This is a genomic window from Aeromonas sp. R5-4, from assembly GCF_040908215.1.
Classification (GTDB): Bacteria; Pseudomonadota; Gammaproteobacteria; order Enterobacterales; family Aeromonadaceae; genus Aeromonas; species Aeromonas veronii.
In genome coordinates, this window is record NZ_JBFODG010000022.1 from 13,876 (window position 1) to 36,718 (window position 22,843).

23 protein-coding genes are annotated in these 22,843 nt (G+C 59.4%); 14 read left to right on the forward strand and 9 right to left on the reverse strand.

What is annotated here, in order from left to right; genetic code table 11:
* Positions 1 to 44: 44 nt before the first annotated feature.
* Positions 45 to 1,607 (reverse strand): 2-isopropylmalate synthase, encoded by a 1,563-nt coding sequence (gene leuA, locus AB5Y83_RS10560; RefSeq protein ID WP_005341192.1) that lies wholly within the window; start codon positions 1,605 to 1,607, stop codon positions 45 to 47.
* A gap of 408 nt (positions 1,608 to 2,015) precedes the next feature.
* Between leuA and AB5Y83_RS10565 the strand changes: the two genes are divergently transcribed.
* From AB5Y83_RS10565 to AB5Y83_RS10605, 9 genes are all read left to right on the forward strand, one after another.
* The gene (locus tag AB5Y83_RS10565; RefSeq protein ID WP_005349170.1) at positions 2,016 to 2,636 is read left to right on the forward strand and encodes a TetR/AcrR family transcriptional regulator; all 621 of its coding nucleotides are present in this window, start codon (positions 2,016 to 2,018) and stop codon (positions 2,634 to 2,636) included.
* 126 nt (positions 2,637 to 2,762) lie between these two features.
* The gene (locus AB5Y83_RS10570; protein ID WP_368175135.1) at positions 2,763 to 3,266 is read left to right on the forward strand and encodes a phosphatase PAP2 family protein; all 504 of its coding nucleotides are present in this window, start codon (positions 2,763 to 2,765) and stop codon (positions 3,264 to 3,266) included.
* The gene (locus AB5Y83_RS10575) at positions 3,263 to 4,372 is read left to right on the forward strand and encodes an MJ1255/VC2487 family glycosyltransferase (protein WP_127007827.1); all 1,110 of its coding nucleotides are present in this window, start codon (positions 3,263 to 3,265) and stop codon (positions 4,370 to 4,372) included. Before AB5Y83_RS10570 ends, AB5Y83_RS10575 begins: the two co-directional genes overlap by 4 nt.
* A 37-nt stretch (positions 4,373 to 4,409) precedes the next feature.
* On the forward strand, positions 4,410 to 4,562 hold the full coding sequence (locus AB5Y83_RS10580) for a hypothetical protein (protein ID WP_005339147.1): 153 nt from the start codon (positions 4,410 to 4,412) through the stop codon (positions 4,560 to 4,562).
* Positions 4,563 to 4,952: 390 nt separating this feature from the next.
* The gene (locus AB5Y83_RS10585) at positions 4,953 to 6,671 is read left to right on the forward strand and encodes an acetolactate synthase 3 large subunit (RefSeq protein ID WP_151285944.1); all 1,719 of its coding nucleotides are present in this window, start codon (positions 4,953 to 4,955) and stop codon (positions 6,669 to 6,671) included.
* A gap of 91 nt (positions 6,672 to 6,762) precedes the next feature.
* Positions 6,763 to 7,257 carry an acetolactate synthase small subunit gene (gene ilvN / locus AB5Y83_RS10590; protein ID WP_005311605.1) on the forward strand — a complete coding sequence of 165 codons (495 nt, stop codon included), beginning with the start codon at positions 6,763 to 6,765 and terminating at the stop codon, positions 7,255 to 7,257.
* A gap of 104 nt (positions 7,258 to 7,361) precedes the next feature.
* A complete protein-coding gene (locus AB5Y83_RS10595; RefSeq protein WP_368175136.1) occupies positions 7,362 to 7,994 on the forward strand; it encodes a LysE family translocator in 633 nt (210 codons plus the stop codon).
* A 118-nt stretch (positions 7,995 to 8,112) separates the two neighbouring features.
* Positions 8,113 to 8,247, forward strand: a complete 135-nt coding sequence (locus AB5Y83_RS10600; protein WP_080660227.1) for a winged helix-turn-helix domain-containing protein — start codon at positions 8,113 to 8,115, stop codon at positions 8,245 to 8,247.
* 148 nt (positions 8,248 to 8,395) lie between these two features.
* Positions 8,396 to 8,941 (forward strand): M949_RS01915 family surface polysaccharide biosynthesis protein, encoded by a 546-nt coding sequence (locus AB5Y83_RS10605; protein WP_021231974.1) that lies wholly within the window; start codon positions 8,396 to 8,398, stop codon positions 8,939 to 8,941.
* A gap of 146 nt (positions 8,942 to 9,087) precedes the next feature.
* Here AB5Y83_RS10605 and AB5Y83_RS10610 read toward each other — a convergent pair whose 3' ends face one another.
* From AB5Y83_RS10610 to dusB, 3 genes are all read right to left on the reverse strand, one after another.
* Positions 9,088 to 9,969, reverse strand: a complete 882-nt coding sequence (locus tag AB5Y83_RS10610; protein WP_021231973.1) for a DMT family transporter — start codon at positions 9,967 to 9,969, stop codon at positions 9,088 to 9,090.
* A gap of 112 nt (positions 9,970 to 10,081) precedes the next feature.
* Positions 10,082 to 10,378 (reverse strand): DNA-binding transcriptional regulator Fis, encoded by a 297-nt coding sequence (gene fis, locus AB5Y83_RS10615; protein ID WP_005309538.1) that lies wholly within the window; start codon positions 10,376 to 10,378, stop codon positions 10,082 to 10,084.
* 26 nt (positions 10,379 to 10,404) lie between these two features.
* Positions 10,405 to 11,370: a tRNA dihydrouridine synthase DusB gene (dusB, locus tag AB5Y83_RS10620; RefSeq protein ID WP_019445016.1), complete on the reverse strand. Its 966-nt coding sequence runs from the start codon at positions 11,368 to 11,370 to the stop codon at positions 10,405 to 10,407.
* A 292-nt stretch (positions 11,371 to 11,662) separates the two neighbouring features.
* On the opposite strand from dusB, the gene AB5Y83_RS10625 reads away from it, so the two are divergent.
* The 4 genes from AB5Y83_RS10625 (at position 11,663) to AB5Y83_RS10640 (ending at position 16,488) form a co-directional block, all read left to right on the forward strand.
* A complete protein-coding gene (locus AB5Y83_RS10625) occupies positions 11,663 to 13,060 on the forward strand; it encodes a TolC family protein (RefSeq protein ID WP_042052508.1) in 1,398 nt (465 codons plus the stop codon).
* A 73-nt stretch (positions 13,061 to 13,133) separates the two neighbouring features.
* The gene (locus AB5Y83_RS10630; protein WP_368175137.1) at positions 13,134 to 14,138 is read left to right on the forward strand and encodes an HlyD family secretion protein; all 1,005 of its coding nucleotides are present in this window, start codon (positions 13,134 to 13,136) and stop codon (positions 14,136 to 14,138) included.
* Positions 14,138 to 15,292: an ABC transporter permease gene (locus AB5Y83_RS10635; protein WP_368175138.1), complete on the forward strand. Its 1,155-nt coding sequence runs from the start codon at positions 14,138 to 14,140 to the stop codon at positions 15,290 to 15,292. Before AB5Y83_RS10630 ends, AB5Y83_RS10635 begins: the two co-directional genes overlap by 1 nt.
* Positions 15,292 to 16,488 (forward strand): ABC transporter permease, encoded by a 1,197-nt coding sequence (locus AB5Y83_RS10640; RefSeq protein ID WP_330125515.1) that lies wholly within the window; start codon positions 15,292 to 15,294, stop codon positions 16,486 to 16,488. Before AB5Y83_RS10635 ends, AB5Y83_RS10640 begins: the two co-directional genes overlap by 1 nt.
* Before the next feature lie 110 nt (positions 16,489 to 16,598).
* Here AB5Y83_RS10640 and AB5Y83_RS10645 read toward each other — a convergent pair whose 3' ends face one another.
* The 3 genes from AB5Y83_RS10645 to AB5Y83_RS10655 all read right to left on the reverse strand — a co-directional run bounded on the left by AB5Y83_RS10645 (position 16,599) and on the right by AB5Y83_RS10655 (position 18,992).
* Entirely contained in the window at positions 16,599 to 17,234 is a 636-nt protein-coding gene (locus tag AB5Y83_RS10645) for an SDR family oxidoreductase (RefSeq protein ID WP_330125514.1), read from the reverse strand.
* 133 nt (positions 17,235 to 17,367) lie between these two features.
* Positions 17,368 to 18,222: a DnaA/Hda family protein gene (locus tag AB5Y83_RS10650; RefSeq protein ID WP_069555874.1), complete on the reverse strand. Its 855-nt coding sequence runs from the start codon at positions 18,220 to 18,222 to the stop codon at positions 17,368 to 17,370.
* Between the two features lie 71 nt (positions 18,223 to 18,293).
* Positions 18,294 to 18,992: a DnaT-like ssDNA-binding domain-containing protein gene (locus AB5Y83_RS10655; RefSeq protein WP_005349201.1), complete on the reverse strand. Its 699-nt coding sequence runs from the start codon at positions 18,990 to 18,992 to the stop codon at positions 18,294 to 18,296.
* Positions 18,993 to 19,230: 238 nt separating this feature from the next.
* Here AB5Y83_RS10655 and AB5Y83_RS10660 point away from each other — a divergent pair, with 238 nt between their 5' ends.
* The gene (locus AB5Y83_RS10660) at positions 19,231 to 20,202 is read left to right on the forward strand and encodes a response regulator (protein WP_368175139.1); all 972 of its coding nucleotides are present in this window, start codon (positions 19,231 to 19,233) and stop codon (positions 20,200 to 20,202) included.
* 74 nt (positions 20,203 to 20,276) lie between these two features.
* Here AB5Y83_RS10660 and AB5Y83_RS10665 read toward each other — a convergent pair whose 3' ends face one another.
* Both AB5Y83_RS10665 and galU read right to left on the reverse strand, forming a co-directional pair.
* Positions 20,277 to 21,674: a peptide MFS transporter gene (locus AB5Y83_RS10665; protein ID WP_021231963.1), complete on the reverse strand. Its 1,398-nt coding sequence runs from the start codon at positions 21,672 to 21,674 to the stop codon at positions 20,277 to 20,279.
* Positions 21,675 to 21,887: 213 nt separating this feature from the next.
* Positions 21,888 to 22,799, reverse strand: a complete 912-nt coding sequence (galU, locus tag AB5Y83_RS10670; RefSeq protein WP_005339121.1) for a UTP--glucose-1-phosphate uridylyltransferase GalU — start codon at positions 22,797 to 22,799, stop codon at positions 21,888 to 21,890.
* Positions 22,800 to 22,843: the final 44 nt, after the last annotated feature.

A 22,843-nucleotide genomic window follows, 5' to 3' on the forward strand; every position in this document is an offset into this window, starting at 1 on the left:
GTGATGCTGTCATTCCATTCCGTCTGTTTGGTTCCGAGCCCTGTTCAGACGGTTTCTGATTTGATGCTGTTATTGCGTTCCATCTGTTCGGCCACCTGATCGGCGCGCCAGATGCTGTTGATCACATGGAGCAGGGCGTGGGCCGAGGATTCGATGATGTCGGTGGCCAGCCCCATGCCGTGGAATTTGCGCCCCTTGTACTCGGCGACGATATCGACCTGACCGAGGGCATCTTCCCCTTCACCCTTGCTCTTGAGAGCATATTTATCGATGCGGATCTCATAGCCGGTGATGCGGTTGATGCACTGGTAGACCGCATCCACCGGGCCATTGCCGGTGGCTGCTTCGCAGATCAGATCCTGACCCACCTTCAATTTGACCGAGGCGGTGGCCAGTACCGAGCTGCCGCTCTGCACCCCGAGGTACTCCAGTTTGAAGTGCTCCGGCTCCTCGTGGATCTGGCTGAAGAAGGCCAGCGCTTCGAGGTCGTAGTCGAATACCTGCCCCTTCTTGTCGGCCAGGGTCAGGAACTTGCCGTAGAGGTGGTCGAGGTCGTAGCTGCTCTCGGCGTAGCCCATGGACTCCATCCGGTGCTTGATGACGTGGCGGCCGGAGCGGGAGGTCATGTTGAGGTTGTTCTGGGTCAGGCCGATGCTCTCGGGAGTGATGATTTCGTAGGTATTTTTCGCCTTGAGCACCCCATCCTGATGGATGCCGGAGCTATGGGAGAAAGCGTTGGCCCCGACGATCGCCTTGTTGGGCTGCACCGGCATGTTGCACAGCTGGCTGACCAGCGTGCTGGTGCGATGAATTTCGTTGTGGCGGATATTGGTTTGCACCCCGAGCAGGTCGGCGCGGGTTTTGAGGATCATCGCCACCTCTTCCAGCGAGCAGTTGCCCGCCCGTTCGCCGATGCCGTTGATGGTGCACTCGATCTGGCGGGCCCCCATCTGCACCGCGCCGATGGAGTTGGCCACCGAGAGCCCCAGATCGTCGTGGCAGTGGACCGAGATGATGGCCTTGTCGATATTGGGGACCCGGTTGAACAGGGTGTGGATGATGCCGGAGAACTCGGTCGGCACCGTGTAGCCCACGGTATCCGGGATATTGATGGTGCGGGCGCCAGCCTTGATGGCGGCCTCCACCATGCGGCAGAGATTATCGATCGGCGTGCGGCCCGCATCCTCGCAGGAGAACTCCACATCATCGGTGTAGCGCAGGGCGTGCTTGATGGCGCCGACCCCCATCTCCAGCACATCCTCGAAGCTCTTTTTCAGCTTGCTCTCCACATGGATGGAGGAGGTGGAGATAAAGGTGTGGATGCGAAACGCCTCGGCGACCCGCAAGGCTTCACCGGCGGCATCGATATCTTTTGGCAGGGCGCGGGCGAGGGCGCAGACCCGGCTGTTTTTGATGTGGCGGGCGATGGTTTGCACCGATTGAAAATCGCCGGGAGAAGAGACCGGGAAGCCCACCTCCATGACGTCGACACCGAGCCGCTCCAATGCCTGGGCGATCTGCAGCTTCTCCTTGACTGTCAAACTGGCCGCCAGGGCCTGCTCACCATCACGCAAGGTGGTGTCGAATATGATGACCCGATCTGACATGTGACTTCCCTCTTCCTAAGTTCGGTAACGTGCATCCTGCGGCGGCATAAAAAAACCCGTGCAGGGTGCACGGGTTTTTGTAAATTCCGGCTATGCCTTAGCCCGGCTACAAGGATCCCGCGCGAGTTAACGCGATTAGGGAGATTAGTAGTAGCGGGGTGGCGATACGCATGACGTTGTTATTCCTTCCAGTCGATAACGCTTTTACCAATATCGAGATTTTTATGCTGTGTCAACACGGAAGGTCAGGGGCAATCTGCTGACGTATTTAATCGGATTGTAAAGGATTGCAAATTTCCTTGTCCCATATTCGGCCCATGACCGATTATCTGGTCATTCCTGCTGTGCTCTATTCTCTGCACAACCAGATCGACTTATCAGCATTGGCTGAATTATCTGAGGTGTTAAATGGAAAAACGTAGACCTGGTCGTCCGGTCGGACGTTCTGACATTCGTGACAAGTTGCTTGCTGCCGCCCGTGAGCGTTTTCTCAATACTCCCTATAGCAAGGTGACTACACGCGAAATCGCGGAGCTTGCTGGCTCCAATCTGGCAATGATCCACTACTACTTCGGCAGTAAAGAGGGTCTTTACAAAGCGGTGCTGGGCGATGTCGCCGAGCCCCTCGACCATGCCTGGCAAGATGAACACAGCAATCACAGCCTCAACGAGCTGCTCAACACCTACTATCAGGTGATGGCGCCCAACAGCGAGCTGACCTCGGCCATCTCCAGCGCATTGTCAACCGAGAAGAGCCCGGGCCGGGATTTTGTGCTGAACCGCCTGCTGGAACGTCAGCTGCCGCAGTTCGATGCCCTGCTGGAAACCATGAAGTCCAACGGCGAGCTGGGTGACAACCTGGATCCCGACATGCTGAAGATCTCCTTCCTCAGCATGATGTGGCAGCCATTCGTGATGAAAGATCTCTACGAGCAGGTGTTTGGCCTGAAAGTGGATGAGCACTTCATGGCCCGTCTGGCTGACCACAACTGCCGTCTGATGGAGACCGGTCTGCGCGGCAGCCACTGATTTTGCCGAAACATCGAGATTAAAAAGGGCCATTCGGCCCTTTTTTCATAAATCTGTTATCCCTTGTTCAACGTAACGTCATCCCGCTTTCTTACTCTGCAAGCAGAATTCAGGGAAGGAGGGGATATGAACAAGATCCAGCAATGGGACCTGCAGGTGTGCCGGGTCTGCCTGCTTCACGGCTACAACCGGCAGCAGGCGAGGGTGAGTCGTCTCATTTCCCGCACCGGCGATGGCCCGCTTTACGCTGTGCTGGCCGCCCTGCTCTGGTGGCAGGGGGAGGCAGAGCGGGAGCTGGTGCGACTGGCGCTGCTAGCCTTCGCCATCGAACTGCCCCTCTATCTGCTGCTGAAAAACAGCCTGAAACGGCAACGGCCGGTCGGCTTGCCGGTCTTTATCACTCCTTCCGATCGTTACAGTCTCCCCTCCGGCCACACCGCCGCCGCTTTTCTGATGGCCACCATACTGGCCACCAGCTTTCCGCTCTGGGCGCCCCTGCTGTTTGGCTGGGCTGCGTTGGTGGGGGCATCCCGGTTGCTGCTCGGGGTACACTACCTGAGCGATCTGGTAGCCGGTGCCCTGCTGGGTGGCGGTTGCGCCGTGCTGGCGCTCAGCTGGAGCCACTCATGAGGATACTGTTCGGGGTGCAAGGCACCGGCAACGGCCATATCAGTCGCAGTCGCACCCTGGCGCGGGCGCTGCGCACGGCAGGGGTCGAGGTGGATTATCTCTTTAGCGGCCGCCCTGCCGACCGCTACTTCGACATGGAGGAGTTCGGCGCCTACCGCGCCTTTCCCGGCCTCACTTTTGTCAGCCACGAGGGGCGAGTTTCTCCGTGGCGCACCCTGCAGGCCGCCTCGCCGCTCACTTTCTGGCGGGATCTGCGGTCTCTCGATTGCAGCGAATACGATCTGGTGGTGAGCGATTTTGAGCCGCTGACCGCCCACGCCGCCCGCCGCTATGGCAAGCCGAGCCTCACCGTCAGTCATCAGGCCAGCTTCAACTGGCCCATCCCGCGCTGGGGGGAGGATGGGATCAGCCGCCAGCTGATGCGCCACTTTGCCCCGGTGGATCAGCCGCTCGGGCTGCACTGGTTTCACTTCGGTCACCCCTTGCTGCCACCGGTGATCGACCCCATTGCCACCGCACCGGATAACGGCGAGATCCTGGTCTATCTGCCGTTCGAGCAGACCGAGGCGATCGCCGCCCTGTTGTCGCGCTTTGGTCAGCAACGCTTCGTCTGCTTTCACCCCGCCATTCGCACCCCCAGCCAATGGCGCAACCTGCGCTTCGAACCACCGTCGCGGCACGGGTTTATCGCCGTGTTGGCCGGTTGTCGCGGCGTCATCTCCAACGCGGGTTTCGAGCTGGCGTCCGAGGCGCTCACCCTCGGCAAGAAGCTGCTGGTCAAGCCCCTCGGCGGCCAGTTCGAGCAGCTGACCAATGGCAAGACCCTCGAGATGATGGGGCTGGCGACCCTGATGGATGTGCTCGATGCCAATCTGGTGCGTACCTGGCTCGACAGCGCCTCGCCGGGGGCAGTCTGTTACCCCGATGTAGCAGGGGAGCTGGCCCGCTGGCTGGCGGCGGGCGCTGACGAGAGCGTGGCCTCTCTGTCGCGGCGGCTCTGGGCGCGCACCCTGTTTCCGGAGGAGGTGAGTGATCGCCTGAGCGAGCTGGATGGGGGCGACTGTTTATCCAGTTGCTGGTTATCGCAAGTGAGCGTTGTTGACTAGACTGAAAGGCGATCCCACCAAGGAGAGGATGGAGCAAATGCGCTTTACCAATGAAAACGGCGAAGTCATGAACCTGGCTGACAATCTTACCCTGCACGAGTTGCTCGATATGGGTGTCAGCATCTCGGTCAGTGAAGAGACCGATCCGGATCAGCAGATCTGGCTGGCTGAGCCGGATCAGGAGAACTGAGTCATCATTCGGCATCAAGCCCACCGCTGAGCGGTGGGCTTTTTTGTGGCTGTTTTTCCCCTCTGCGGAATGATCCGCTGGCTATTCCCCGACTCCCTTCCCTTTTGTCTCATGGTCGCTGCGGCAACTCATTGAATGTTAATAGCCGGTTGAAATGTATGACTGTTCTGGTCAGATAAAGCCGTGGACAAGCGTTATGAAGCGGGTTAAGTTGGTTTTTCACCCTATTTTCGGGTGAATGACGGAAAAATCCTTTTTTTCTACTGTCGACGGGGCTGAATTGGGCCGATCTGCATTCAGATAACAACAAGAAACGGATCGGGCCGTGCCGGGAAGCGCGGCATCGTCGGCGGGATTCGCTAAACGGAGCAAAGCCTGGAGGGCTTTATCATGGAGATGTTATCAGGCGCCCAGATGGTGGTTAGAGCGCTGGAAGATCAGGGAGTTGAGCACGTCTTCGGCTACCCTGGTGGCTCAGTGCTCGACATCTATGACGCTCTCTTCGAAAACGGCAAGATGGAGCATGTCTTGGTGCGGCACGAGCAAGCCGCGGTTCACATGGCTGACGGTTACGCCCGTTCCACCGGCAAGGTGGGGACTGTGCTGGTAACGTCAGGCCCGGGAGCGACCAACTGCATTACCGGTATTGCCACCGCCTATATGGATTCCATTCCGCTGGTGATCCTCTCCGGCCAGGTGCCGACCAGCATGATCGGTGAGGATGCATTCCAGGAGACCGACATGATCGGTATCTCCCGCCCGGTGGTGAAGCACAGCTTCCTGTGCAAGAAGGCGAGCGATATTCCCGAGGCCATCAAGAAGGCCTACTACATTGCCGCCAGCGGCCGCCCGGGGCCGGTGGTGGTGGATCTGCCCAAAGATGTGCAGAACCCGAAAGAAAAATTCCCCTACCAGTATCCCGAGACGGTCTCCCTGCGCTCCTACAACCCGACCAAGTCTGGCCATAAAGGGCAGATCAAGCGGGCAGCCAAGCTGCTGGTAGAAGCCCAGCGCCCGGTGATGTACGTGGGCGGTGGCGCCATCAACGCCAATGCGGACCATCTGGTGACCAAACTGGCGGAGCTGCTGAACCTGCCGGTGACCACCACCCTGATGGGACTGGGGGCTTTCTCCGGTGTCCATCCGCAATTTATCGGCATGCTGGGGATGCACGGCACCTTCGAAGCCAACAAAACCATGCACAACGCGGATCTCATCTTCGCCGTCGGTGCCCGCTTCGATGACCGCGTCACCAACAACGTGGCCAAGTTCTGCCCCAATGCGACCGTGGTCCATATCGACATCGACCCCACCTCCATCTCCAAGACGGTGCAGGCCCATGTGCCTATCGTCGGCTCGGTGGAAACCGTGTTGGAGCAGATGCTGGAAGTGATCCGCGAGTGTGGCTTCGATAACGACAAGGAGGTGCTGGCGGACTGGTGGAGCCAGATCAACCAGTGGCGCTCCCGTCACTGTCTGGCCTACGAAAAGTCGGCTACCCAGATCAAGCCGCAACAGGTGATCGAGACCCTCTACAAGGTGACTCAGGGTCAGGCGTTCGTTGCCTCCGACGTGGGCCAGCACCAGATGTTTGCTGCCCTCTACTACCCGTTTGCCAAACCGCGCCAGTGGATCAACTCAGGGGGCCTCGGCACCATGGGCTTCGGCATTCCGGCCGCCATGGGGGCCCAGTTTGCCAATCCGGATGCGGTGGTCTGCTGCGTCACCGGGGATGGCTCGGTGCAGATGAACATTCAGGAGCTCTCTACCTGCATGCAGTACGGGGTGCCCATCAAGATCATCTCCATCAACAACCGTGCGCTGGGCATGGTCAAGCAGTGGCAGAAGATGTTCTACGGTGGTCGTCACAGCCACTCTTACATGGAGTCCCTGCCGGACTTCGTCAAACTGGCGGAAGCCTATGGCCATGTCGGCATCGCGGTGAGTGATCCGGCGGAGCTGGAGAGCGCCATGGAGAAGGCCTTCGCCATGAAGGATCGGCTGGTGTTCATGGATATCTCGGTCGACCCGGATGAGCACGTCTATCCGATGCAGATCAAGTTTGGCGCCATGGATGAGATGTGGCTGAGCAAAACGGAGAGAACCTGACGATGGAACATATTATTTCGGTCGTGCTCAAGGAGCTCAAGTTTGGTTCCATCAAGGACGAGATGTGGCTGAGCAAGGCGGGGGAAATATCATGAGACACATCATTTCAGTACTGCTGGAGAACGAATCCGGCGCCCTGAGCCGCGTGGTGGGTCTCTTCTCCCAGCGCGGCTACAACATCGAGACCCTGACGGTGGCGCCCACTGAGGATCCCACCCTGTCACGCATGACCATAGTCACCATGGGTGACGAGCGGGTACTGGAACAGATCCAGAAGCAACTGCACAAGCTGGTGGATGTGCTCAAGGTGTGCGACCTGAGCGAAGGGGAGCATATCGAGCGGGAGATCGCGCTGGTCAAGGCGCGCGCCGCCGGTGGGGCCCGTGACGAGCTGAAACGGCTGGCAGATATCTTCCGCGGCCAGATCGTCGACGTTACCCCCGAGCAGTACACGGTACAGCTGGTGGGCACCAGCGAGAAGCTGGATGCTTTCATCAAGACCGCAGCCCAGACCAACGAGATCATCGAAGTGGTGCGCTCCGGTGTCTGCGGTATCTCCCGGGCGGATAAGGCGCTGCGGCCCTGATGGCTGGCGGAACAGCTGATGACACGTCAGCTGCCGCAGAGTGAAAGAAAAGAGGGCTCTGCGGAGCCCTTTTTGTTTGGTTTTTCTTTACGAGGGGAGGGGTGATGTTCGGTATTCATGATCTTGCACTGTTTATGGTCTCGGGGCTGCTGCTCAACATCATGCCGGGGCCGGATTCCCTGCTGGTTATGCTGCGCAGCGGCTCGCAAGGGTGGCGTGCCGGTTCAGTCACGACGTTGGGTATCGGCACAGGTGTCATGGTGCATGTGCTGGCGGCGGCCCTCGGTCTGTCGGCCCTGCTCAGTGCCTCGGCCGAGTTGTTTGCCCTTATCAAGCTGGCTGGCGCCATCTACCTCATCTATCTGGGGTTTTCCTTGCTGCGCCAGCAGGCAACGGGTGCAATGGAGAGAGGGATCACCTTGCCTGCCCTATCCTATGGCCAGATTTACCGGCAGGGAGTGCTGACCAATGTGCTCAACCCCAAGGTGGCGCTCTTTTTTCTCGCCTTCGTGCCCCAGTTCATCGCGCCGGATGCCCCCGACAAGGCGCTCGCTTTTATCCTGCTCGGCTGCATCTTCAATCTGGGCGGCATCATCTGGTGTCACCTGCTGGTCTTTACCACCGTCTATGCCAGCCACAAGGTACGGTTGTCGCAGCGCCTCGGTCGCTGGCTCAACCGGGGCATTGGCACCCTGTTTGTCGGACTCGGGATCAAGCTGGCTTTTTCAAGCCGCTAACTGGCGGCCAGGAGACGTTCAAGAAGGGATCTGACGCACAGGGTCGAGCCGAGAACATGGCCCCAAGCAGGTCGCTGTGGCAAGATAAGCCCCTGTTTTATCTCGATCTGGTTGCCTGATGAAAGAAACCCTGCCCAGTGGCAGCCAAACCACGCTGCGTAACCGAGTTGGCTGGGCCAGGGCCTATCTGCTCAAATTCGGACTAATCGAGCAACCAAAGCGGGAATGTAGTGGTCAACTAAATCCGGACTGACTATGAAGTGCGCCAATGTTGATCGTCATCATCAATAAGCTCCGAAATGGAGATTTGGATGCTTGTCGATTCCTTCTTGTTTGTCGATGATGTGCCTTTTGGGCTTTCCAAGACAGGAAACAATAATAAATACAGAAGGTAAGTGGCTATGAAATGGATAGTGCTTGTCGGGTTGCTTGGTGCCGCACCGGCTTATAGCAGTCAACAGCTATACAAGGCGCTGTGGCTTGATAACAAGGGCAAGCATGAGGTTATTCTGTCGGTAGATGAGATCCCGGCAACGGAGGAAGATAGTCGCTCTCTGGCTATTACCGGATTGGGCACCCTGAATGGTGAGCAGGAATGGGTCCTGTATGACAGCGTCACCAACTGCAACCTTGATATGTTCATCAATATCAACCCCGCCGGATTTGAGGTCGTCGAGCTCACCGGCAAGGGGGATTATTATTTGCTGCTCTCTTATTCAATGGCCTGTCGCGGTGGGCTCGATCCCGGTGATGTGAAATATTTTGCTTACAGAAATGGCAAAAAGTTTGCCTTGCGTGGTGTTGAACATTTTGTCGCTGATGGCAAACCCCTCTACCCGGAGGAAAAAGCAACGCCAGTTGCAGGGACGCATCTTAAAAATCATCCCCAGCTCTATCGTTACATGATGAAAAAATGGCCTGATATCGCCACCGTGATGATTGATTGACGATGAACGTGATGCACTAGGGTCATTGGCTTATTGTCTTGCTGGAGTGATCAGCCGTGTCGTGGCAATGCAACAAAAGGGGCTTGCAACTGCAGGCCCCTTTTCGTTGGTTGTTTCATCCGCGCTGAGGTGTTTGCCGTGGGTATCTAGCGTGCCGGTTTCAGCATGCGACTGCGCAACAGCAGGGGAAGCTGGTAGAGCACCAGGGCGCCGAGTACCAGTCCGGCACCGGCCAGTTTGGCGCCGCCGAGGGGTTCGCTATAGAAGAGGGTGCTCAGCAGCAGAGTCCAGATCGGCTCCAGCAGCATCATCAGGGCGGCGTGGGCGGTGGTCATCTTGCTCAACGCATGGGTGAGCAGCCAGTAGCGCAATGTGGTGGCGATCAAGACGCTCGCCGCAAACCAGCCCCAGATGCCGTTGCTGACTCCAGCCTCGGGCCACTGTTTGGTCAGCAGGGAGAGCAGGGTGCCGAGCAGGCCGGTCATCGCCAGCTGGATGCAGGTGAGCCAGGTGGGGGCAATGGATTGGGCGAAGTGGCGATGGACGGCAAGCTGGATACCGAGGGTGGTGGCCGCCGCCAGAAACCAGAACAGCGAGAGCGACACGCCCCAATGGGTACTGCTGGAGAGCAGCAGCAAACCGGCGATGGCGATGGGCAGGGTGAGCCAGTAGTGGCGGCCAGGCTTGGCCCGAAAGGCTCCCCAGGCGGCCAGTGGGGCCATCAGGGTCGCGACGCTCATGATAAAGGCGCCGCTGCCGAGCGCATCGCTCTGGCTGATGGCGGTGACCCACAGTAACAGGCTGGCACCGAGCAATGTGCCGCAACCGGCAGCGCGCACCAGTTGGGCGCGAGTCGGCGGCGGTTCACGCAGCCAGGCGAGTGGGAGCAACAGCAGCGCCGCCAGCAGGAAGCGGCTGCCGATAAAGGCGGCAGGGGGCAGTTCGCGGATCGCCTCTTTCGAGAAGAGCCAGCCGGCAGCGGCCAGCAGGGTGACCAGTACCATCAGCAGCAGGGGAGTGCGGTTCATCGGGGTCGTCATGGTGAAATGGAGGGGAGAGCATAAAGGAAAGGCGCCAGGTATTGCTACCTGGCGCCTTTCGCATCTGCCTTGAACCGCCGTCGCGGCTCGCGGCCAGCAATCAGTTCATGCCGTAACGCTTGAGCTTCTTGCGCAGGGTGCCACGGTTGATACCCATCATCACGGCAGCGCGAGTCTGGTTACCACGGGTGTACTGCATGATCACGTCCAGCATCGGCGCTTCGACTTCGGAGAGAACCATATCGTACAGATCAATCACTTCCTGACCGTTCAACTGGGCCAGGTAGTTACGCAGGGCCTGTTGCACAGAGTCACGCAGGGGGCGCTGGGTCGGCTCGGCAGCGTGATTGTGAGTAGTTGTTACCAATGCATCAGAAGTCAGGGTTTGTTCGAACATATTCGGTCGGCTCTTTAGTTATCTTGTTAACCTAATCCATCGAAATACGCTTCGAGTGCCTCAAGTTGCGCGTCTGCGCAATCCAGGGCATTGAAGTGCTTACGGAATTCTCGGCCCGTCTCTTCTTCATCCAGATACCAGCCCACGTGTTTACGGGCTATGCGCGCTCCCAGATATGCACCATAAAACCGGTGCAGGTTGGTTACATGCTCGTTCATCAGGGTGCGAACCTCTTCCCTCTCGGGAGGCGGCAGCTTGGTGCCCGTCTCAAGAAAATGACGGATTTCCCGGAAAATCCAGGGTCGTCCTTGCGCAGCTCGGCCGATCATCACGGCGTCAACGCCGGTATAGTCGAGGACATACCGGGCTTTCTCCGGGCTGTTGATGTCACCATTGGCGACAACAGGAATCGATACGGCCTGCTTAATCGCCCTGATCGTGTCGTACTCCGCTTCGCCCTTGTAGAGGCAGGCACGGGTACGACCATGCACGGCAAGGGCCGCGATACCGCAATCTTCGGCGATTCGGGCGATCTCCACGCCATTGCGGTTATCCGGATCCCATCCTGTGCGGATCTTCAAGGTGACAGGCACCTCCACTGCATCCACCACGGCCCGGCAAATTGCTTTGACCTGATCGGGGGCACGCAGCAGGGCAGAACCTGCCAACTTCTTATTCACTTTTTTTGCCGGACATCCCATGTTGATGTCGACGATCTGTGCGCCCTGCTCCACGTTGTAGCGGGCAGCAAACGCCATCATCTCGGGGTCGGCTCCGGCAATCTGGACCGATCGCAATCCGCCTTCTGCAGAGTGATCCATCCTCATCCGGGTTTTCTGGGTATCCCAGACATCCGGGTTGGCCAGCAGCATCTCGGAAACGGCCATGCCAGCCCCCAATCGCAAACAAAGTTCACGGAATGGTCGGTCAGTTACACCGGCCATGGGAGCCACAATCAAGGGAGTTTCAAGCGTGTGGGGACCTATCTGCATTCCACGGTTACCATCGGCTTAGGGCGGCGTATATTACGCATTTTTTAGGCAGGAGAAAAGGTTAGTATTTGAGCGTCAGCCATTTTTTTCTGAAAAAAACGTCGCGCCAAGGCTTGCAAATTCTGGAGTTATTGAAAAACGGCCAGATTGCCGGAGACTGATCGCTGTACCATTCGGGTCGGACGCCTGCATAATTGTCAGTCCACTTGCAGGCCCGCTTTGCGTTATGATAGCGGGCCTAAGTCGAGCAAATGCTCCAAACATTTATGCAACAAAAGCGGATTGGGGATCTATGACGTCAAGGTTCATTAAATCACTCTGGCCGTGTCTGATGGGGGCCGTGCTGGGGTCGGCGCAGGCGCAAACCATCAGTTTCGGTGAAGCCTGGACCCGGGTCATCCAGCAGGATGAAGGGCTGGCTGCCGAGCAGGCTGGGGTCGATCGGGCCAAGCAACTGCGCGAGGCGGCCAAGGACATGTATCTGCCCAAGGTGGATCTGGGGGCCAGCTATACCCATCTTGATCAGCCGATTGAACTTGATGCCCTCGATCTCAATCCGCTGGCCAAGCAGAAAGATCTGATCCTGGCGCTCGGCAGCCTGTTCGGGGTCGGGGCCAACGCATTTGTCACCCCCCTGACCAAACAGAATGTGGTGACCAGCTCGGTCAAGATGCTCTGGCCGCTGTTTGCCGGTGGTCGCATCGATGCGGCGCAGGATATCCGCCAGGCGCAGGTGAGCGAGGCGCAGCAACTGCTGGTGCTCAAGCAGCAATCCACCTTCGAGAGCCTCTCCCAGACCTATTTCGGCGTGGTGCTGGCTGCTCAGGTGGTGCAGACCAAACAGGAGATCGAAGAGGGGCTGGCCCACCATCTGGATCACGCCAAGAAGCTCGAAGCGCAGGGGCAGATAGCCAGGGTGGAGCGCCTCTCCGCCCAGTCGGCCTATGATCGGGCCCGCATCGATACCCAGAAGGCGCGCCGCAGCCTCGAGATCGCCGAGCTGGCCCTTGGCCGCATGCTGAAGTTGCCAAATGCCCAGCCGGGCAGCGGCCTGTTCGTCAACAAGGAGCTGCCGCGCCTTGAGGGGTTGGTGAGCCAGACCCTGGAGGTGCACCCCGGTCTCAAGCTGCTCACTGCCAAGAAGGAGCAGGCCAAGGGGCTGATCCGGGTCGAGCAGGGCAAATATGCCCCCGAGGTGTTCCTGTTCGGCAACTACAACCTCTATGAAGATGATTCACTCGCCTCCAAGACAGCGCCGGACTGGCTGGTGGGGGTGGGGGTCAGCATGCCGCTGGTGAGCCGCGATGGCCGCTCCGAGACGGTGCAGGCCGCCAAGAGTGCTGAGTTGCAGGTCAATCTGCTGCAGGCCAAGACCCGTCAGGATCTGGAGTTGCTCGTTGAGAAGACCTGGCGTGAAGCGGCGCAGGGGCTGGAGGAGTATCAATCCCTCTCTTCCACCCAGGCGCTGGCAGAGGAGAACGTGCTGCTGCGGGACAAAGCCTTCGGGCAGGGGCTCTCTACCTCCCTCGATGTGGTGGATGCCCAGAACCAGCTGGCGGGGGTCAAGACCCAGCGTGCGGCGGCGGCCTATCAATATGTGGTGTCTCTGGCCCGCCTGCTGGCCCTCTCCGGCCAGATGAACAGTTTCAATCAATATCAGCATGGTCAGGTGATCGAGGTGAACTCATGATCCCGGCCCTGTCTGTTCCTTTTTTCATGTCTGTTTCGACCGCCAAGGGTCGCCCGTTTGTCGAGGTGAAGTGATGAGCCATCCCCCCATCAAAAAGAAGATGAGCCAGGGTAAACCGCTGTTGTTGCCGCTGGTGCTGGTGATCCTGGTGGTGTGGCTCGGCTGGCGCTTCTGGCTCGCTTATCAGCCGGAGCCGGTGCATCTGCAAGGGCAGATTGAAGCGCAGCAATATTCGGTCTCCTCCAAGGTGCCGGGGCGCATCGACGAGGTGCTGGTTAAAAAGGGCGATCAGCTGGCCAAGGATCAACTGGTCTTTACCCTGGCGAGCCCCGAGATTGAAGCCAAGTTGAGCCAGGCCAAGGCCGGTGAGGCCGCTGCGGGTGCGCTGGCGCAAGAGGCGGAGAAGGGGGCCCGTGCCCAACAGATCGCTGCCGCCAAGGATCAGTGGCAAAAAGCCAAGGCCGCCGCCCAGCTGCGTGGCAAGACCTATGAGCGGGTGGCTAGCCTGCACCGAGACGGCGTAATGCCGCTGCAAAAACGCGACGAGGCGTGGACTGCCTGGCAAGCCGCCCGCTACAGCGAAGGGATGGCGTGGCAGCAGTACCAGATGGCGTTGGAAGGGGCGCGGGAAGAGACCAAGATCGCCGCTCGCGAGAAGGCCAAGATGGCGGCGGGTTCCGTGGCCGAGGTTGAAGCCTATCTGGCCGATACCCGAATCACCAGCCCCCACAATGGTGAAGTGAGTCAGGTGTTGCTGCGCAGCGGCGAGCTGGCGCCGCAAGGCTTCCCTGTGGTGACTCTGCTCGACATGAACGATGCCTGGGCTCAGTTCCACGTTCGCGAGGATCTGCTGCCCCGCTTCCCGGTCGGTACCGAGTTTGATGCCCGCATCCCGGGCCTTGGCGATCAGATGGTGCGCTTCAAGGTGACCCATGTGGCCGTGATGGGTGATTTTGCCACCTGGCGCGCTACCGATACCCGTCAGGGTTTCGATATGAAGAGCTTCCAGGTGGAGGCTCGCCCGCTGCAACCGGTTGAGGGGCTGCGGGTTGGCATGAGTGTGCTGGTTGAACTCTGATGGGACGTGAATTTCGGCTGCTGTGGCAGGATCCGTTCAGCCGTGCCCTGATGAGCTGGGTGCCGCTGCTGCTGATGGGGATCCTCTGCTGGATCTTCTCGGCAGGGCTGGCCCGCGACCTCAAGGTGGGGCTGGTGGATCTCGACCACAGCATGCTCTCGCGCCAGCTCGCCTTCTCGCTGGATGGCTCGGCCGGGCTCAAGGTGGCGCAACAGTTTGACTCCATCGATGCCGGCGCCCGAGCCCTGCGCGGTGGCGACATCTATGCGCTGGTGGTGATCCCCAACCATCTGGAGCGGGATGCCCGTCAGGGCACCCAGCCGCAGGTGACTGTGTTCAACAACGGCCAGTTCATCCTGATCGCCAAGCTGGTCAACTCGGCGCTGGCGCAGGTGGTAGGCACTCTCAATGGTCAGGTAGGCGTGCTGGAGGCGATGGCCGATGGCAAGGCGCTGCCCGGTGCACTCGGGCAGTCGGTGCCCATCAGCAGTCAGGTGACGGCGCTCTATAACCTCAACTCCAGCTACGCCCAATTTCTGTTGAGTGCCATTCTGCCCGCGGTGTGGCAGATCCTGGTGGTGCTGTTCGGCCTCAATGCGCTGGCCCGTACCGATCGGCTGGGGCTGGACTGGACTACTCGCGGTGTCTGGTTTGGTCTCTGGCGCACCCTGCTGCCCCATGCGCTGATTGGCTGGGGCTGGGGGATTGTCTGGACACTGCTGCTGTTCAAGGGCTTCTCCTACCCCATGCACGGCAGCTGGCTGGTGCTGGTGGTGGGTCTGGGGCTCGCCTCGGCGGCCTGCGTCACCATGGGGGCCTTTTTCTACGGCATCATTCGGGATCCGGCGCGCGCCCTGTCGCTGGCGGGGGCTTACACGGCGCCCGGTTTCGCCTTTATGGGAGTCACCTTTCCGGTGAGTGCCATGGGGGATTTCGCCCGCTTCTGGCGCAGCCTGTTGCCGGTCTCTCACTATGTGGAGCTGCAGATTGGTCAGAGCAACTACGGTCTGCCCCTCTCATCGGCGCTGCCGCAACTGGGGGCGCTGCTGCTGTTCCTGCTCCCCCTGCTGCTGGTGGTACGACGTTACAAGCAGCAGGCCGAGCTGGCCCGTCAATCAGCCGCAGTGGCGATCGCCGAAAAGGAGCCTGAGTGATGCTGGGATTTGTCGATCTGTTGCGCCTAGAGCTGCGCACCCTGCTGGCGGATCGCGCCATCATGCTGACCCTGTTTGGCGGGGTGATCTTCTACTCGTTTCTCTATCCCCAGCCCTATCTGCATCAGCTGCCGCGGGAAGAGGCGGTGGTGGTGGTCAACGACGATGGCAGTCAGCTGTCGCGTCAGCTGGAGTTTATGGCCGATGCCACGCCGCAGGTAAAGCTGGTGGCGCGAGCCAATTCGCTGGCCGAGGCGCGTCAGTTGATGATGGCCGGGGAGGCGAGCGGCATCCTGCATATCCCCAACCACTTCTATCGGGATCTGATGCTGGGCAAGAGCGTCACCCTGAGCTATGCCGGTGATGCCTCCTACTTTCTGGTCTACGGCACCATTGCCGAAGGACTGGCGCAGGCCGGTGGCACTCTCGCCGCGCAGGTGAAGGTGGCGCGGCTGTTGAGCCACGGCGAGGCGCTACCACAAGCGGCCATGGGCTGGAATGCGGTGGCCCTCAACGTGGTACCGGTGTTCAACCCCACCATGGGCTATGTGAATTACGTGGTGCCGGCGGTGTTCGTGCTGATCCTCCATCAGGTGTTGCTGATGGGGGCGGGGATCCTGGGGGCGACCCAGAACCAGCGCAGTTGCCGCGGCGAGCATGGTTACTGGCAAAGCGCGCCGGTGTTGCCGCTGCTGCTGGCCAGAACCCTGGTGCTGGCGGGGTTGTTCCTGTTACCGGTGAGCTACTTCCTCGGCTTCTGCTTCGATCACTACAACATCGCTCGCCATGCTGACCCTGTGCAGCTTTGGCTGTTCGCCCTGCCATTCCTGCTGGCGACCTGCTGGTTTGGCGTGGTGCTCGGCGCGATATTTACCCGGCGGGATCTGCCGACTCAGGTGGTGCTGATCTCCTCCCTGCCGCTGGTTTTTCTGGCGGGCTTTATCTGGCCGCTCGAGCTGATCCCGGCGCCTCTCAACTGGCTGGCTCAGTGGGTGCCCACTATCCCCGCCATCGAGGGTTTTCTGCGCCTTAACCAGATGGGGGCCGACTTCGCGCAGGTTGCCCGCTACTGGTGGCAGCTGTGGGGTCTGGCGCTGCTCTACGGTGTGCTGGCCTGCCTGCTGCTGCGTTGGCGGCAGCTGTCGTTGCCGGTTGCTCGCCCGTCAGTCGTGCAGAGTGAAATGACCGCCGGTTAAGCTGGATGGTGCAAGCGCGCGTGAGATAGCGTGTGCGGTAAAGCGAAAACGGTCAGCTCTTGGGCTGACCGTTTTGTTATGTGGTGGGGTTAAGCAGTTTTACTGCTGCTTTAGCCGCGCTGGAGTTCGGGATCGCCGATGGCGTAGATCTGTCCTACCGCCGTCTCATCCGCCAGCAGGCGCAGCCCTTGGGCGGCCACATCTGCGCGGCGCACCAGTCCGTGCACCTCCTTGTCCTGACTCAGTTCGGCGCGGCCGGTGGCATCGCCATCCTGCAGGCCCGCCGGGCGCAGAATGGTCCACGCGAGGGAGCTGGTCTGCAGCCAGCTCTCCGCCAGACTCTTGAGACGTACCTCGTGACCGAAGGCGGCGCGGGCCCGCTCCGGCAGATACTGCCAGCTGTCGCCACAGCCGAGGGAGGTGACCAGCAGCAGCCGTTTCAGGCCTGCCTGCTCCATGGCATCGATCACATGGCGGTTGCCCTGATAGTCCACTGGCGCTGTCTGACGGAAGCTGCCGAGGGTTGAGACGACTTGGGCATCTTGCCCTGCCGCAATGCAGGCCTGCTGCACCGCAGCCGGATCCAGCGCATCCCCCTCGATCACCTCAACTCCCAGCGTCTCCAGTTCCGTAGCCATCTCGAGGCTGCGCACCAGCGCAACGACCCGGTGCCCTTGGTTCAGGGCGTGATGAGTAAAGGCGCGGCCCAGCCCGCGGCTGGCTCCGAAAATCAGTGTGGTTGGCATAGATGAGCTCCCTTGGCAAAAGGGGCTAGCCTAGTGGCTTGTTCGCTTGCTGTAAATGAGAGTTGTTTCTATTTGTGAGCTGGCAGGGAGGAGAGAGTGCGAGCCGCCAGCGACTCGCACTCTTTGAGAGGCATCAGCCGCTGTAGTTGCCGATGCTGGGGCGACGGCTGGGGCCGCTCAGGTGGATATCCACCGGATTGAACGCCTTGATCGCCTCATAGCTGAAATCACCGATCGCCTGATGCAGGCTCTGGGGCGTGTGGTTGGTGATGATGATGACGCTCTTTGACAGGTTGCGACGGCGGCGCAGCAGGTGGCCGAGGAAGCTGGACTGACTCTCCGCCATCTTGGCGCGGTTGGCCGATACCTCATCGATGATCAGCAGATCCACCTCTTCCAGCGCGCGGCGGTACTGGTTGCGCTCGTCCTGATCGGGGATCACGTTGAAGAACAGCCGATCGACGATGGAGGCCCACTGCTGGAAGATCACCGATTTCTGGTGACGGGCGATCAGCTCATGCGCTACCGCCCCCGCGAGGGTCGACTTGCCGGTGCCGTAGTCGCCGTAGATCAGCATGCAGCCGCCACCGCTCTTCTCCCAGTGCTCGAAGCCGCTGATAAAGTAACGGGCGGTCTCGATGGGATATTGCAGCGCCGGGTCACCGGCATCCATCTTGTCAAATACCCAGTCGGGGTTGAGGTCGGCCTGGGCGATCAGCTTCTGGATCCGCTCCTGACGGGCCGCCTTCTGCAGCTCGCGCACCTCGGCGTTGGCCTTGGCGTCGTACTCCTTGCGCAGGGTCTCGTAGTCATACTGGCCGCCACCGGTCTCTTGTTGCAGGCGACGAATGCGCTCCAGCAGGCCACCCACATGGCGGCTCAATTCCGGGTCGTGAATGCGGTGATCCTGCTTGGCCTTGGCGATCTTCTGGCGCTTGGCTTCGATCTCTTCCAGCTCCTGGCGCAGGGGATCTTGCGGGTCAGTCATGGAATGCTCCTTCTGCTCGATCAGGGATGGGTAGACAAGGGGTTGATTCTGCCTGCAGGCGGGGGCCGCTATCAATCATTATCCGGCTCCTGCTGCGCTGCGGGTTCTTGCGTCTGCTGTTGGGCCAGTCGCTTGGCCTCTTCAATCATCTGTTGGGCCCGTTTGCTGGGGCCCGACTCTGCTGGGGCCGGAGTCACCTGCTGGTAGCCCTGCACCTCCATCGGTTTGCGACGGGTATAGCGGCGGGTCTTGAGGGCGCGAATGAACTTGAGCATCCATTGATGCTGGGAGTCGAACACCTCGGGGCGCCCCAGCCAGTAGGCGATAAACTCCCCCAGATCCTCTTCGCTATAGCTGGCATCGATCACCCCGCACAGGCGGGCGAGGGCGGGCAGCTCCTCGTCCGGTCGCCATTGCAGATGCATCTGGAAGGGGCGTTCCGGCAGCGGGCTGCGCAACTTCTGGGTCAGCAATGGCAATTGGAACGGGCACTGATGGTAGTGCTCACTCTCGGGCTGAGCCTCGACCTGCAGCAGGCCCGCCTCCATCAGTTCATCGAACAGCTCGGTGAGTTGGCGGGCATTGACCTGAAACGAAAAGCCGCAGGGATCACCCGGATCGACCACTGCCAGCGCCCGACCCAGCTCGGGATAGTTGAGCCTTGCCGCCTGATTTTCCAGCACCAGTCGGCGCAGCTGCAGGGTATAGAGACTACGAGCCGGATGGGACAATCTGGGGTGGGCAAGGGCGCTGTATTCGGCTGGGGTCATGGTCTTCTTCACGAGCTGGAGTGGGGGGCATTATCCCTTATGGCGCCAACTTGCACAATTCGGATGGGGTTGCGACATAACGAGGAGATACGGCACTGCTATGTGGTTGTTAATAGAGCTATCTGTATTTCAGAATCTGACCAAGGTCTATTTTTGACACATCGTTTCCGCGGATACCGGACTTTTGAACTAGTCTTAATACCTAAATAACCAATTGACTAATAAGAGCTTTGTCAAGATGTTAAGAGCCGGGCTACGGATCCTGATGGTGGAGGACGAAGCTGTTTTTCGCCACTCGTTAGTGAGTTACCTCGCACGGGACGGGGCAACGGTCTTTCAGGCCGAAGATGGTATTGAGGGGCTATCGGCGGCGGCCCTCTACCATCCCGATGTGGTGCTCTGCGATCTCAATATGCCCAATATGGATGGCCACGAGGTGATCGCCTGCCTCTCTGCGCGCTATCCCCATATCCCGGTGATCGTTATTTCGGCCCAGAGCACCATGGAGGCGGTCGCCAGCGCCTTGCGTGCCGGTGCGCGGGACTATCTGCTCAAACCCCTTGAGGATTACGCGCTGGTCGAGCGCAGTATCGAACAGTGTCTCAACGGCAGCGCCAACCGGACGCAGCAACTGGAGCTGATGGATCACATCGACTATTTCAGTGCCCACGACAAGGCGGCCAGCCGTCTGCTGGCGGGGCTCAAGCCGCCGGGCTTGCAGGAGTGGGGCCCCTGGCAGGTCACGTTCAAGGGGCTGGGGCAGCTGTTTATTCCCGATACCTTCAAGGTGGAAGACAAGCTGCTGGTGCTGGTGATGGAGCTGCCGATCATGGGGACGGATGCGGCATTTTGTGGGGCACTGGTGCGCTCCTTGATGAACGTCCCCTATCGCCAGTTTCAGCAGAACGAGAGCCGGTTGCTGAGCCAGCCGCACCGGTTGCTCGACTACCTCAACCATCAGTTGATGGCGTCCGGGCTTCGCCACTCTTTTGCCATGGCGGCGCTGCTGTTTGATCAGCATGATGGGTTGGTGTTTGCCAACGCCGGGCTTACCTCTCCCCACTGGCTGATGCGCTCCGGCGGCTTGCCCCTTGGCCTGATGCGCAGTAGCCACTACGCCCTGCACAAACGCAGCTGGCATGAACCGTTCGCCCTGCAGTTTCGCAGCGACAGCGGCGGCTCGCTGGATGTGCAGGTTCGTCATCACTGATGCCGCCTGATAAACAGGCCAAAACAAACAGGGCGCCTATTGGCGCCCTGTTTGTTGTTTACAATCCTGACCGTTTAGACGGTGGCGGATTGTAGTTTCTTCTCTTGAGCTTGCGGCTCTTTGGCCGGGCCTTCGGCACCGTGCATCCAGTAAACCAGGCGGTTGGCCATGGTCAGCAGGATCAGTGCGCTCAGTACCGCCGCCAGGGCGATGCCACCGAAGATGGCGATCGGGCCGGCTTCACCCACGAAGGAGCCGATAAAGCCCGCAGCGTAGTTGGCCAGGGCAACGAAGCCAAACCAGGCACCCATCATCAGGGAAGCCAGACGCAGCGGAGCCAGCTTGGTCACCATGGAGAGGCCAATCGGGGAGAGGCAGAGCTCGCCCAGGGTGTGGAACAGGTAAGCACCTACCAGCCAGAACATGGAGGTCTTGACGGTGTTGTCACCACCCTGCTGCAGCACGGCACCGACCATGAACAGGAAGCCGATAGCCAGGAACAGCAGACCCATGGCGAATTTCACCGGAGAGTTCGGCTCTTTCTTGCCGAGCTTGATCCAGATGGCCGCAACGACCGGTGCCAGAGTGATGATGAAGAAGGGGTTCAGGGACTGGAACCAGGCGGTCGGCACTTCGAAGCTGCCGATCATGCGGTCGGTATACTCCTGGGTGTAGAGGTTCATCAGACCACCGGCCTGCTCGAAACCGGCCCAGAAGATGATGGTGAACAGACCCAGTACCAGAATAACCTTGATGCGATCCACTTCCTGCTTGGTCAGCGGTGCTTTCTGTTCGGTAGTACGCAGGGCGGCTGCGCGCTGGGCGGCAGTGACGCGACCGATGTCACCCAGGAAACGCTGGGCCATGGTGGCCTGGATCACCAGAGAGAGCAGCATACCGATACCGGCGCCGACGAAGGCGGCTTGCCAGCCGTAGGCCGTAGCGGCAGCACCACAGATCACGCCTGCCAGCAGGGAACCCAGGTTGATACCCATGTAGAAGATGGTGAAAGCACCATCACGGCGATGATCGCCCTCTTCATAGAGGTCACCCACCATGGTGGAGATGTTCGGTTTGAACAGGCCGTTACCCACGATCAGCAACGCGAGGCCCGCGTAGAACATGGTGTTGACCATATCCGGGAACATGGCGTGGGGTAGTGCCAGAGTGAACTGACCTGCGGCCATCAGCACGGCACCGATCAGGATGGCGCGACGTTGACCCAGGAAGGTGTCAGCCAGCCAGCCGCCGATCAGCGGAGTGATATAAACCAGACCGGTATAGATACCGTAGAGTTTGAGGGCATCTGCCTGACTCCAGCCCAGACCGCCGTTGGCAGTCAGGTCGGTCAGATAGAGCACCAGCACGGCACGCATGCCGTAATAGGAGAATCTCTCCCACAGTTCGGTACTAAAGAGCAAAAAAAGCCCTTTAGGGTGACCTAAAAAGGTCCCTTTTGACGGGTTATTCATTGGAACTTCCACCTGTGTCTTATATTTTTTTGAGTTTTTTATGCAAGGGCGAGAAACACGCCTCAATCCTTATAGAGCATGTGTGAATAAATTACAACATTATGATTTGCTGAGAGTTTATTTACTCTTGATTGATTTTTTGTTGCAAAAATGAAAAAGGAGCATCATTTGATGCCCCTTAAATACGTCTATAAAAAACAGATTTATCAGCGATTACAACTGCTTGACGAACTGCTTCAGCCAGCCGATGAATTCACCATTCAGCTCGTGATGGCGCACACCATATTCCACATTGGCTTTCATGTAACCGAGCTTGCTGCCGCAATCGTGGCTCTTGCCCTTCATGAAGTAGGCGTTGACTTGCTCCTGTTCCATCAGCATGGCGATGGCGTCAGTCAGCTGGATCTCGTCACCGGCACCGGCCGGGGTCTTCTCCAGCAGCGGCCAGATATTGGAGGAGAGGACGTAACGACCCACCACCGCCAGATTGGAGGGGGCTTCGTCACGGGGCGGCTTCTCGACAATGGCCTGCATCGGCAGGGACATCCCCTCGCTCAGGGCCTCGCCCTTGATGTCGGCGATGCCATACTTGTCCACTTCGCTCTCGGGAACCGCTTCCACCATGATCTGGCTGATCTGGTTCTCTTCGAACATGTGCACCATCTCGGCCAGGTTGTCTTTTTTCGGGTCGCTGGCCACTTCATCAATCAGTACATCCGGCAGCAGCACGGCGAAGGGGTTGTCACCGATCAGCGGGCGGGCGCAGAGCACAGCGTGGCCCAGACCTTTGGCCTCACCCTGACGGACGTGCATGATGGTGACGTCTTTCGGGCAGATCTGTTGCACCTCTTCCAGCAGCTGACGCTTGACTCGCTTCTCGAGGGTCGCTTCCAGTTCGAAACTCTTGTCGAAGTGGTTTTCGATGGAGTTCTTACTCGAGTGGGTGACCAGCACGATCTCCTTGATCCCGGCGGCGATGGCTTCGCGCACTACGTACTGGATCAGCGGTTTGTCGACCACCGGCAACATCTCTTTCGGGATGGCCTTGGTGGCTGGCAGCATACGGGTACCCAGACCGGCTACCGGGAGCACGGCCTTGCGAACTGTCAGAGGAGTCTTTTTCATGGAAAACTATCCAGCGGGATTAAAGTGCGGCCATGATACTCCAA